This window comes from Cupriavidus pauculus, assembly GCF_022179805.1.
GTDB lineage: Bacteria > Pseudomonadota > Gammaproteobacteria > Burkholderiales > Burkholderiaceae > Cupriavidus > Cupriavidus pauculus_E.
The window spans coordinates 298,816-310,902 of the sequence record NZ_BPUO01000003.1 but is presented as its reverse complement, the minus strand read 5'-3'; the positions used below and the strand labels follow the sequence as shown (position 1 = coordinate 310,902).

At 59.3% G+C, this 12,087-nt stretch carries 12 protein-coding genes; 2 read left to right on the top strand and 10 right to left on the bottom strand.

Annotated features, from left to right (window positions below):
- Positions 1-47 precede the first annotated feature (47 nt).
- Positions 48-983 (bottom strand): 3,5-dioxohexanoate:acetyl-CoA acetone transferase, encoded by a 936-nt coding sequence (gene kce / locus MFF62_RS07645; protein ID WP_283205327.1) that lies wholly within the window; start codon positions 981-983, stop codon positions 48-50.
- Positions 984-1,125: 142 nt separating this feature from the next.
- Here kce and MFF62_RS07640 point away from each other — a divergent pair, with 142 nt between their 5' ends.
- Positions 1,126-2,154, top strand: coding sequence for an AraC family transcriptional regulator (locus MFF62_RS07640; protein ID WP_238261797.1), 1,029 nt, complete (start codon positions 1,126-1,128; stop codon positions 2,152-2,154).
- Positions 2,155-2,933: 779 nt separating this feature from the next.
- Here the strand turns inward: MFF62_RS07640 and MFF62_RS07635 are convergent.
- Complete coding sequence (locus tag MFF62_RS07635) at positions 2,934-3,728, bottom strand: aminoglycoside phosphotransferase family protein (protein WP_238261795.1); 795 nt, start codon at positions 3,726-3,728, stop codon at positions 2,934-2,936.
- A gap of 198 nt (positions 3,729-3,926) precedes the next feature.
- The gene (locus MFF62_RS07630; protein WP_238261793.1) at positions 3,927-4,907 is read right to left on the bottom strand and encodes a LysR family transcriptional regulator; all 981 of its coding nucleotides are present in this window, start codon (positions 4,905-4,907) and stop codon (positions 3,927-3,929) included.
- Positions 4,908-5,020: 113 nt separating this feature from the next.
- Between MFF62_RS07630 and MFF62_RS07625 the strand changes: the two genes are divergently transcribed.
- Positions 5,021-5,563 (top strand): 4-hydroxylaminobenzoate lyase, encoded by a 543-nt coding sequence (locus MFF62_RS07625; protein ID WP_238261791.1) that lies wholly within the window; start codon positions 5,021-5,023, stop codon positions 5,561-5,563.
- Positions 5,564-5,697: 134 nt separating this feature from the next.
- On the opposite strand, the gene MFF62_RS07620 is transcribed toward MFF62_RS07625, so the two are convergent.
- The 7 genes from MFF62_RS07620 to MFF62_RS07590 all read right to left on the bottom strand — a co-directional run bounded on the left by MFF62_RS07620 (position 5,698) and on the right by MFF62_RS07590 (position 11,995).
- Positions 5,698-6,663: a Bug family tripartite tricarboxylate transporter substrate binding protein gene (locus tag MFF62_RS07620; RefSeq protein ID WP_238261789.1), complete on the bottom strand. Its 966-nt coding sequence runs from the start codon at positions 6,661-6,663 to the stop codon at positions 5,698-5,700.
- Between the two features lie 3 nt (positions 6,664-6,666).
- A complete protein-coding gene (locus MFF62_RS07615; protein WP_238261787.1) occupies positions 6,667-7,599 on the bottom strand; it encodes a LysR substrate-binding domain-containing protein in 933 nt (310 codons plus the stop codon).
- Positions 7,596-8,318, bottom strand: a complete 723-nt coding sequence (locus MFF62_RS07610; protein ID WP_238261786.1) for a glutamine amidotransferase — start codon at positions 8,316-8,318, stop codon at positions 7,596-7,598. Before MFF62_RS07610 ends, MFF62_RS07615 begins: the two co-directional genes overlap by 4 nt.
- Positions 8,319-8,438: 120 nt before the next feature.
- Positions 8,439-9,326, bottom strand: coding sequence for a LysR family transcriptional regulator (locus MFF62_RS07605; protein ID WP_238261785.1), 888 nt, complete (start codon positions 9,324-9,326; stop codon positions 8,439-8,441).
- A gap of 71 nt (positions 9,327-9,397) precedes the next feature.
- Positions 9,398-10,369, bottom strand: a complete 972-nt coding sequence (locus MFF62_RS07600) for a Bug family tripartite tricarboxylate transporter substrate binding protein (protein ID WP_238261783.1) — start codon at positions 10,367-10,369, stop codon at positions 9,398-9,400.
- Positions 10,366-10,746 (bottom strand): cupin domain-containing protein, encoded by a 381-nt coding sequence (locus tag MFF62_RS07595; RefSeq protein WP_238261781.1) that lies wholly within the window; start codon positions 10,744-10,746, stop codon positions 10,366-10,368. The genes MFF62_RS07600 and MFF62_RS07595 overlap by 4 nt, the downstream gene beginning before the upstream one ends.
- A 13-nt stretch (positions 10,747-10,759) precedes the next feature.
- Positions 10,760-11,995 carry an amidase gene (locus MFF62_RS07590; RefSeq protein ID WP_238261779.1) on the bottom strand — a complete coding sequence of 412 codons (1,236 nt, stop codon included), beginning with the start codon at positions 11,993-11,995 and terminating at the stop codon, positions 10,760-10,762.
- Positions 11,996-12,087 lie beyond the last annotated feature (92 nt).

Genomic DNA, 12,087 nt, shown 5'->3' with positions numbered 1-12,087 from the left:
AGCTGGCATCTGGCCTCGCGCACGGGACAAGAAAATGAAGGGGTCCGTCAGAACGAAACAGCGTCCCTGCCTTTGAGGCCCAGCATTTGCCGCGCCTCGGCAGGGGTGGCGATCTCAAAGGAAAGCTCCTCAAGGATTCGCCGGATCTTGCGAACCTGTTCGGCGTTGCTTCTGGCCTTCACGCCCTTGGACAGGTAGACGCTGTCTTCCAGGCCCACACGGACGTTCCCGCCCAGGATGGCGCCCATGGTGACGAGCGGCATCTGGTGGCGGCCTGCGCCGAGTATCGAGAAGTGATAGTTCTCGCGGCCGAAGAGCCGGTCGGCGGTGGCCCGCATGATGGACAGGTTCTCGGGATCGGAGCCGATACCGCCCAGGATGCCGAAGACCGACTGGATGAAGAAGGGCGGCTTGATCAGGCCCGCGTCCACGAAATGGGCGAGGTTGTAAAGGTGGCCGACGTCGTAGCACTCGAACTCGAAGCGGGTGCCGTGATCGCGGAATTCGGTCAGGATGTTCTTGATGTCCCGGAACGTGTTGCGGAAGATCATGTCCTCCATGCCTTCGACATATTCCTTTTCCCAGTCGAAGCGCCATGAGGTCATCTTCTCGGCAATCGGATGCAACGAGAAGTTCATCGAACCCATGTTCAGCGAGCACATCTCCGGCCTGGCGAATCGCGCGTAGGCGAGTCGCTCGTCGAGCGACATGCGGGTGCTGCCGCCGGTGGAAATGTTGATGACGGCTTCGGTCTCGCGGGCGATGTCGGGCACGAACTCGCGGAAGACTTCTGGTTTCGGAGTGGGCCGTCCGTCCGACGGGTCACGCGCGTGCAGATGAAGAATAGCGGCGCCCGCTTGCGCGGCTTCCAGCGCTTGCGCACGGATCTCGGCTGGCGTGATGGGCAGGTATTCCGACATCGACGGTACGTGTGCCGAACCCGTCACGGCGCAGGAAATGATGACTTTACGATTGCTGCTCAAAGCTTGTCTCCGGTGTCCTTCGGGCAGTGGCAGTCCGTTGTCGCCCGAGTCTTGTGACACGGATAGTAGTGAGATAGGATGCGTCTCGTAAGGTCTCTTTCGGACAAGAGGGAGTCTTTGCAGGACAATCTGGAACAACATCGTGTCGTCCAAACTTTCGCTTCCCAATGAGCGCGTGCACGCGCCGTACAAGATCGCGGCACTGGTCGAGGTGCTGGCCGAGCAAGGTATCGACCCCGCCGACAGCCTGAAGGGGTCCGGTATCAAGCCGGACGAGATCTATGATGCCGCGGTGCTGACCTCCGTGCGTCAGTACGCTGCCGTCTGCAGCAATGCGGTGGCCTTGTCCGCCGATCCCGCGACCCCTTTCAGGACGGGTTCCCGGCTGCATCTGTCCGCCTACGGGATGTATGGGTACGCGCTGATGTCGTGCCTGTCATTGCGTGACTATTTCAGGCTCGGGGTCAAATACCATCGCCTTGCCACGCCCACGCTGACCATCGCCTGGACGGAATATCCAGACCGGGGCGTGTGGACATTTCCGGATGCCTTCGCCTCGAATCAATCCCGTGAAGTCCAGCAGTTCCTGCTGGAGCAACAGTTCACACAGCACGTCACGCATCTGCAGGATGTCGCAGGAGAAAGCTGCCCGCCCGTGCAGGCGAATTTCTCCTATCCGGCTCCGCCCTACGCTGCAATCTACGAGGAATACCTGTGCTGCCCCTGTGCCTTCGACCAGAAGGCTTGCGAACTCATCTACGATAGCTCGATCCTCGATCACAAGCCCCAGCTCGCACATCTGCACACGGCAGCACTGCTGCAGGACACCTGCGACCGGCTGATTGGGCAAGCCAAGACATCGATTGGCGCATCGGGAGAAATCTACCAGTTCCTGATGCGCAGCCCCGGAGAGTTTCCGTCGATGGAGGCGGTTGCTAGCGCATTCAACATGACGAGCCGGACGTTGCGTCGACGGCTCGATGCGGAGGGCACGTCATTCGTCGCCATCATCGACGACGTCCGGCGCTCTCTCGCAACGGAATACCTGAAGACGACCAGAATGAGCGGCGACGACATCGCGATGTTACTGGGCTTCAGTGACACCGCGAATTTCCGCCGCGCGCTCAAGCGCTGGACGGGAAAGAGCTTGACCGAGCTTCGCGGACTGTAGAAGGCGTCGACAGGCGTCAGCTCAAGGCTGATATCGCATCGACGGATTGCGAGAAGCGGGGTTGTTGGGTATCCGCGCTGGTCTTAGCGACGCGCTAGGCTGTGGCACTGTGATGACACCCCCCTTCGGCATGCGCCACCGACCAAGTAGTCGCTAGGGTAGCGCAATGAACATTACTTCTCGTGAAGACCAAACCTCTCCAGTGCATGTGCGCGCCTGGATCAGGCTGCTAATGTGCGGTCTGTGTTTGCTCGTGATAGCGCTGATGCTTTGGGTCGTGCGGGGGCAAGCTAGGCTGCCCAATGGGAACGTGCCAGTTGCGGTAATTTGTTGCGGCACGATCATCGCTGTCTTTGTGTGGCTGCTCGCGCGACTATATTCGCTCTGCTCCATTGTGGTGAGCAACGATGGAGTGCAGCAGTCGTTCGTCCTGTGCAATGGCAAGCTTTGTGATCATTTTCATATCGAATGGGATCAAATACGACGCGTGTCGTTCCGGGAAAGTTCGTACCATTTTCTTAGCGTGGATGGCACAAAACTCGAGCTCAACACAACCTTGTTCGGGAACGCCGCGGCAACGATCTGTGCGGTGCGAAATTGCCTTCCCGAAAGGCTGCTTTCGCAACTCGAATTAGTTAGGCCGAGTTGATAAGCCTGCTGGCGGCTTGCAATTCACGGTCAACGCTGAGGTCCTCTGAATCATGGAAAGAAGCCCCTTTTTGGGGCTTTAGGCACTGCGCAGCCTTTGTAACGTCCGCAGTTCACCGAGGTAGCAGGTGCTACAAGAGCTGAAGCTCTTTTGCCGCCAGTTCAGCGATACCTAGTGGCGTTTCAGGTGACAGGCCGTCCTCCATCATCCATAGCGTCGACAAGCCAGACCAGGCCAGCGTCCACTGCAGCAGCCGGTCTCGCTCAATTCCCGCATCGGCCGCAAGGATTGAGACTCGATGCTCGAACCGCTCTACTGCAATCTCATGCGACGGGTTGCACAGGAGATTCGCGTAGTCAAATGCACGGTCACCGAGAAGGCCTTTCGGATCGATGGCGAGCCAGCCTCGTTCGCCGAATTGAAGGATGTTGCCATGGTGTACATCGCCATGAAGAACCACCTCATCCCTGGGCGGCTCCGAGAGCAGCGCCTTCGCAACAGCGGCGGACGAACGGAGAAGGTTATTGTCTGGCCACGAACCGGCCGTCAACGACTCGAACCACGTACCAAGAGGCACTAGAGGCGGCCGTTGCATAGCACCATGTGAATGCAATACGGCGAGCACCTCACATGCGATTCGCACGGCATCGTCATCCCGTCCGGTCCGTGACAGGTCGGCAAGTGAACGCCCCGGGCATGCACGTTCGAGCAGGACGGCGTCGTCACAACGAGCGAGTACCCGTGCTGCCCCATCTCCATCCCACCACGCCATGACAGTATTGCCGCGTCGCTCCTCGTCGCACATGGCGACCTTCAACATTGCGGGCTGTCCACGGTATGTCGACGCAAGAAGGCAACTGCTCGCAGTCAGGATGGGTTCGGCATCTGGCACGAGGTGCCAACGGCGGATGTAGTCGCTGAGCATGGTAACGGAGAACGTAGCGGTTCTCCTCGCTTTGCACTAACTGAAATTTCGGGTGGTAGAGCGCTGTCCATGCAATGAAGGCCCCCTCTTTGCTGGCGCTTCATCCATGACTCAAGGATGCAACCGCGCCGAGGCGTCCGGATGATGATACCGGACGGGTCCCTGATCTGGCCGACTGGCCATTGCAAGGCACTTTCGTCACTTGAGCGCTTTCTCGGCGGCGCGGGCCGTGCTCGCAATCATCTCGCGCAGCCAAGCGTGACCGACGTCGTCATCGTCGCGGCCATGCCAGACCGCTTGCATGATCGCGGGTGTTGCCTGATACGGCGGATCACGGCGAGCCAGGCCACCGCGATCTGCAAGCGCCATGGCCAGGGATGCGGGCACGATCGACAACATGTCGGTGCCCCGCAGCAATGCGGGAATGGCGAGAGAGTGCGGGATTGTGACACGCAGGCGCGGCGGCGTCTTGAATTCCAGAAGCGCCTCTTCTAACGCACGCCGATCGAACATCTCCGATTGGCGTGCAAGTCCGCGCTCGACGATAAATCCGCCTACCGCACCTTCCTCCTGTCCACCTACGGACAAGGTCACAAGCGGGTACTGCGTCAGGTCCTTGAGTCTGAGCTTGCGACGTGCGGCAGGATGGCCCTTGCACATCAGGATGGACTCGCCCTGCGACATCAGTGCCTGTGCATTAAAGCGCGAGGGCACCTGCGAGAAGATCCCGATCGCAATATCGATGCGACCCAGGTCGATCTGCTCGGCAAGATCCAGCCGTGTGGACGGGCGGATCACCAGATCGACGCCGGGGGCGACCTGCTGCAAGGCGTGCGACAGCGGCGCCACAATCACTTCGGTGACGTGATCGTTCGCAGCGATCACGAATTTCCGCGTGGAATGCTCCGGCGAAAATGGCTCAACACCCAGGGCAGCTTCGATACGCCGCAACGAATCCAGCAGCGTTGGCGCCATCGCCGCGGCGCGCGCCGTCGGCACCATGCCCTTGCCCATACGGATGAACAATTCATCGCCCACCAGTTCGCGCAGTCTCCGGAGCGCGTGGCTGACTGCCGACTGGGTCAGGTGCAGCCGCTTGCCGGCCAGAATCAGATTCCGCTCTTCATATACCGCTTCGAACACCTTCAAGAGGTTGAGGTCTGTCTTTCCGATGCTCATGATCGTTTTCCTGCCATTGCATGGTGTTCATTATGCAATTGCATAGATATCAATTCCATTCAATTCGCGGGCGGCGCAAGATGGTGGCCAACATGTCGAGAGGAACCCACATCATGACGGTCGAAAGCATCAACTTGGATCGCGAAGCGCTGATCGAGCGCTGCATTCCCTTTCTGGAGGAAGTGAAGGATCTCACCACGAGTACTGCGGTAGAGCAGTGGCTGAACACGAAGTACGGGCTTGGCAGCGAGCTATACGAGACGCTGGCAGCCTTGATCAGGAAAGGCGTCGAGGATGGCTGGGCTGCCAATGTCGGCATCGAGGGCGCAAGCTACCGCCGTAGCCGCATCGCGGAGCCCTCGGGGCGTACGCTTCATTTCAGCATTACCGCTGTCTATATGGACAGCACCGGCAACCAGCAAGGGCATCCCGACCGTCGCTTCCGAGGGCAGTACCACGGGCATCCTTACGGCGAGTTCAACATGGTCGTCCCCCTTGATCCAGGTGCGGCGCTGAACGGGCCAAATGGCTGGTGTACAGGAGGGTGGACTGCGCCGGCCCCGGGCAGCCATCACTATCCGGAGGCCAAGGGTGGTGCCGTGATCGCGCTATTCTTCCTGCCTTCCGGTCGGATTTCCTATCGCGATGTCCCCTAGGAGTAGGCCATGCTGCGTACCTCCATGGAATGGTCTCAGGAGACCATCGCGCATCCATACGTCCAGCAGATATCAAGTCGCCGGCGCACTTCCACTGCTGATAAGGCGCGTACTACTCCTTGCTCCAGGCCAGCCTACTTGTTGATCAATCCGAACCCACTCAAGAGCGGCGTCCATACCTCGAAGTCCTTTGCCATGACCTTCGAGAAATCCTCTCGCGACTTGTATTCGACGTTCACCAGTTTCGCGATCTTCTCTTTGGTTTCTGGCTTTTCCATGGTCTTCTTCAGCGCGGCCTGAAACTTGTTGGTCCACGCATCGGCAAGCTTGCTGCTACCGATGAAGCCGAGCCAGATCTCGGCCTCGACGTTCGGAAACCCCTGTTCAGCCATGGTCGGTACGTCGGGAAGCAGCGGGAATCGTTTGTAGCCGAAGACACCCAGGACCTTCAGTTTCTTGGCCTTGTGGCGTTCGACGAAGTCGCCCGCCGTATCAATGCCAGCATCCAGTTGATTGCCCATCAGGTCATTGGCCATCGGTGCGCCTCCTTGATAGCCAATAGGATTGGCGTTCAGCTTGGCCGCTGCTGCAAACCGTAGTCCCGCCAGGTGCGAGACCGATCCTGAACCCTGCATGCCATACGGGAAGTCGCCCTCCAGTCTGCGGATACGCACGAACTCCGCAATGCTGCTCGCTTTGTGAGCGTAGGGGACGGCCAGCGCCGCCGGCATGCTTCCGACTTGCGCAAGGCCTATGAAATCAGTCTTGAAATCCATACCCTTGGCATTCTGGAAGATGATCGCGTTGACCAGCACGCCACTGAACGCCAGCACGATAGTGGAACCGTCGGCGGGCGCATTCTTGAGCGTCAACAGCGCAATACGCCCATTAGCTCCGGGCTTGTTTTCGATGATCACTGTGCGACCGAGCTGTTCTCGCAAGCCATCGGTCAGCATGCGCGCGACCGCGTCGCCGCTGCCGCCAGCAGGATACGGCACGATGACCCTGAGCGGCGCTTCGGCGGCATTCGCGGGATGAAATCCCATCGCCGCCGACATGATGAACAGACAAATGACTAACAACCGGGACGTAGCATGCATGACTTAAATCCTGTTAAATCTACCCACGAGTTTTGTTCGGATCTTTGCGTATGACACCAGCATGGAAGTCAATGACGCAGCGAGTGGCGAGAGGGGCGGCGTCGCCCGATGGATGACAGCGGTTGGGAATGTCTTCAGCGGGGTCGCGATCGGAAAGACAACGAGTTCCGATTGCATGAATTGTTCGGTAAAGATGGCGACCGGTAGTACGGACAGGAGATCGCTGCGAGAAAGCAGCAGGATGGTGTCGGACAAGGAGTCGCAAACGACGGCAATCTGCGGCTTTCCATAGCCCGCCTCGTGGAACATCGCACCGACGCTGCTGCCAGGCGCGCCAAACCGATCGGTCATCCCGGTCTCCACCCAATGGCAATCCAGCAAGTCCTTCACCGCGCGGCTTTGCGCAAGCGGATGGCCCTTTCGGCCGACAACGACAGGTTCAGTAGGAAACAGCGGTATCGTGACCAGTCCGGTGGTGTCGAACGCATCTGGAAGCGAGGACACGGCAATTTCCAGTCGCCCCGATCTGACCAAGGGGATCAGCGAGTGGGACATGCCATGCGTGACACTGATCTGCCCCAGCGGAAACTGGCGGCGAAACTCGGCGGTAACTGTCGGCAAGAGATTGAGTGAGGCTACCGGTGACAGCCCCAGTTCGACCTTCCCTGACGTATCTCCCCTTAGCTGCCTCAGATGCGACTCCGCGCGATCGCATTCCCGGATGATGGAGATGGCATGCTGGAAAAGCTGATCCCCAACAGCAGTGAGCGTGACGCCGCGGGATGTCCGCAGAAATAACTCGGCTTGCGTGGCTTCCTCCAGTCGGGCAACGCTTTTCGTGAGGCCGGCCTGGGATACGTCAAGCTCACGCGCGGCAGCCCGTACGCCGCCGTGATTGACGATAGCCATGAAGTCCCGAAGCTGCTGCAGCGTCATAGCGCTTGCGCGACGAACCGGGGCAAGACTGCCGTTGCATCGGGCGTTGCACTGATCTGCTTCAGCAAGACGTCGGGGTCCTTGCCCTCCTCACGCAGCGTCTCGGCATGAAAGCGAACGATGGCCGCACAAACATCCGTCGTGAACTCTGGATGAAACTGCGCAGAGATGGCGTTCGGGCCATACCGGATGATCTGGTGCGGGTCGTGATCGGAAGCGGCAAGCACCTTGACGCCAGGTGGCGGTTCGATGACGGTCTGCATGTGCGTCAGATGCGCCGCGAACCGCATGGGCATATGCATGAGCAATGGGTCGTCCGTTGCCCCAGCGAGCAGTCGGATGTCGTGACAGCCGATTTCCGCACCGTCGGGGTGGTAGCCCACACGGCCACCCAACGCGTGCGCCATGAGCTGATGGCCGTAGCAGACGCCAAACAGCGGCATCTCGACTGCCATGGCATCGCGAATCCACTGTGCGGTTGCTTCGCTCCAGGGCAGGCGGTCTGTCACCATGGCGAACGAGCCGGTGATAATCGCAACGCGAAGAGGGTCGACGGGCGGCAACTTTTCGCCATGGAAGACCCGGACGATCTCGACTTGGTCGATCGGCAGGCCTAACGTGTTGCAAAACCATGAAGGGTAGTCGCCTAGCGCGTCAAAAATTTCAGCAGGGGGCGATCCAGCTTGAATCAGAACAACAGATTTCTTGGCCACGTCCATGACTTCATTGCTTGATAGATTTCGTGGCCTGAGAATGTCATAACGAAAATATCCCGGGAAGATTCTTTCCGTTATCGTGTTCGCTAGTGGTTATCACTCGGCTCGCCAAACCGCTGGCTCTCAACGCTCACATAAGATGCTGACGAGATTCCTGAGCTGCGTATTCGACGCCATGGCTCCCTTCCTCAGACACACCCTGTGATGGCGCAGCGCCCAGGGCTCGTCCAGATCCAGAATAGCGATGCTGTTAGAGCGCACATCGGGAAGGATCGACATGGGAACGATGGCGACGCCTGCTCCAGACGAAACGAGCTGGGTCACACCGTCGAACCCTGCAACCTGCACTCTGATGTCCAGGCGTCCCCCCAACTCCGTCGCCTTGTTGACCAGATATGTGTGCACGGCCGACCCGCTCTGCAGGCAAATCCAGGTCTCCGACAGACACTCGAAGTAGCGGATTGACTGTCGCGCCGCAAACCGGTGCGATGCCGGCACGATTAGTACAAACTTGTCTTCCTGATAAGGAATGAAGTCGAGTTCCGCATGATCGATCTCGATCGCGACTACGCCGATATCCGCGCGCCCCATGGAAACCGCGGCGACGATCTCATGTCCCATTCTTTCCTCCAGCGTGATCCGAACCGTGGGATACGCGGCGAAAAATCGCGAGAGATCCTTGGGAAGAAAGGAGTTGATCGCGTTGTTATTCGCGAAGAAGGTCAGGTGGGTCGTGAGGCCCTGGGCGTATGGCAAGAGGTCCGAGTTCATCTGCTCAAGCCCAGCCATGCAGCGCCGAACGTGCTCGAGCATGACGGTGCCCGCAACGGTGAGAGACACGCCGCGGGCCCCTCTCACAAAGAGGGCCAGCCCCAGTTTTTCTTCCAGGTCCTTGATTCTCAGGCTCGCCGATGGTGCCGACAGGTGGCAGCGATTGGCGCCGCGCGACACGCTTCCTTCTTCCGCGACCGCAAGGAAAAGCTTCAGGTCCGTGAGGCTGTAGTTCATCATGCTTGCCAACTCGCTATTGCAGGTGCAGTAGGTTCAGCTTATCAAGCACGCGGACCCGTCGCAAACTCTCTTCAGTCTGGCTTTATTCCTGCGCGCCGCACGATGTCGCCGTTGTCCTTGATTTGCGCTTGAACGAGCTTCGCGAAATCAGCTTGTGTAGAGACGACGGGTTGCAGGCCGAGACCCTTGATCTTCTCCTGAACCTCCGGGTCCTTCACCACACTGGTAAGGTCGGTACTCAGCCTGGCAACAATAGCCTTGGGCGTCCCCACTGGAACGATCGTTCCATACCAAGCACCCGACGTGAAACCAGGGAATCCCGATTCGATGAATGTGGGGACGTTGGGAAGCTCAGGCACTCGCGTCGCACTCCCTACGCTCAGCGCCAGAAGCTTGCCTGCCTTGATGTATTGCAGGACATCGGGCAGATTCGACATCATCAAGTCCGTGTGCCCGCCCATGACCGCCGTAATGCCGGGCGCCGACCCCTGGAAAGGGATGTGCTGCACATCGATGCCCGCCAGGGACTTCATTTTCTCCAGCGCCAGATGGGATGCCGTCCCGTTGCCGATCGATCCTGACGTGACCGAACCCGCCCCCTTTTTGGCGATGCGCAGAAGGTCGGCCATGGAGTGGATCTTTCCCTGCGGATAGGCAACGAGGATATTTGGCGCGAACGATAGCTGCGCGACCGGCGTCAAGTCTTGGGCCGTGTCGTACGGCAATTTCGGCATCAGGCTCGCGTTGACGGTGAACACGTTTGCCACGACGCCGAAGGTCAGACCATCGGGTGCGGCCCGGGCGATCGTGTTCACGCCGATCGTCGTGGACCCGCCCGGCTTGTTTTCAATCACAACCGGTACACCCCACTTCGCCGTGAGCTTTGGTGCAATCAATCGTGCCAGCATGTCTGCCGAACCGCCGGCTGGATAAGGGACGATGATCCGGACCGGCTTGCCGGGAAACGAATCGGCATGCGCCGGCGAGAATGCCGATACGGCAACGAGCAATGCACCGTAAATGGCGGACAGATTGATTTTCATGCTTGCCTCTTGCTTTCCGTATCAACCACGACAAAGTCAGGTTGGCCGACGCCTTGAATGAGCAGGTAGCTCGCACCTTCGGTTTCACCGGCCTCGAATTTGTGAACCCGCCCGCAAGGTATTTGAAGGCTCTGCCCGGCGCCGAGATGCACGACCTCGTTTGGGTCGGCCAACAGCACGTTCAGGTGGCCCGCCAATACGTAAAAGATGTCGGAGGTTGTCGTATGAAAGTGCCACGGACTCTGCTGACCGGGACTCACCCGAAATTCGGTCATGCGGTATTCATCCGTCTCTACCAGCCGCTTCCTGAAATCTGCCTCGTACTTCACCGAAGCTATCGGATCCGCTGCATCCGGAACTGTTTCTTTTGGGGACATGGTCAATCCGTTGTCAGTCAGTCGAAATGATTGCTTCGAGCTTTCTCGCTGCGGCCATGACGCTGCGGTCATGGCCGCGCGGGCCAAGTACCGAGATGCCGACCGGGGCTCCATCCAGCGTGAGCCAGGGCAGGGTGATCTGTGGCAGGCCCGCCAGCCCCGCTGGCGCCAGCAGCATGTGGGAGCGTTCCCGCGCGGCAGTGAAGGCTTCGTTGGTGGAGGTGAGCAAGGGGGCAATGCCCGGCGCCGTCGGCACGATGAGCACGCCGTGATTCTCGAAGAGCGACTGCAGCATTTCGCAAGCACCCTTCCGGACCGCTTCTGCCGCGAGCAGCTGATGCGTCTCGATTTTCGAAGTCGAAATGAAGCGGTCGCGAATGACGGGCGCAAGCGCGTCGCCATTGGCTTTGACCCATTCGCCATGCTGTGACCAGACTTCCGCGCCCTGCAACAGCCGGTTAGCGACCGCCCAATCCTGTACAGGAAGCGAGCCTTTGGCACACCACGTCACATCCGTCGTCGTGAGCCGGTCGACGAGCATTCGATATGCCGTTCCTACCCTGGGCTCACACACTTCGAGCGCGTCGTACGATGCCGCCCATTTGAAATCCCGAGGCTCACAGGCGTGCGGGGCCAGAATCTCCAGCACTTGCGCCATGACATCGCCCGTACGGGAAAACCAGCCGACCGTGTCGAAGCTCGGCGCGAGAGGAAATCCCGATACCCCGCCAATCAACCCGTGCGATGGGCGGATTCCCCACACGCCGCAATAGCTGCCCGGAAGCCTTGCCGAGCCTCCGCAATCGGTCGCCAGCCCAATGTCCGCATATCCCCCCGCCACGGCTACCGCGGAGCCCGAGGACGACCCACCGGGGATCCGCATCGGAGATGCCGGATTCGTTGGAGTTCCATAGTGGATATTGTTGCCGGCCAAACTGAATGCGAGTTCATCCGTCACGGTTTTCCCGAGCCATGTCGCGCCAGCTCGTAGCAGCGCATCGACTGCGTCGGCGGTGTAAGTCGATTCCGATTGCCCCTTCTGCCATTCGGGGTTGCCAGCGCCAGTGCGCAGCCCCCGAACATTGAAAACATCCTTGACGGCCAACGTCAGTCCGGCCAGTGTTCTCGATTCACACGTGGGAGAAAATGGTAATGCCCCGAAACCTTCCTTCACAAATGCGCCGGCATATCCGGGCTGCAAAAGGTCATTGATTGTGGGGTGGTTTTTAGACAGTGGATAATGAATCATCGTCTCAAACTGGAAGGGGGGCTGGCATGTTTCGCGTTTACGCGGTTCGCACCCCTACACTGTAATGGTCAGCTTGATAATGACAAGTTGCA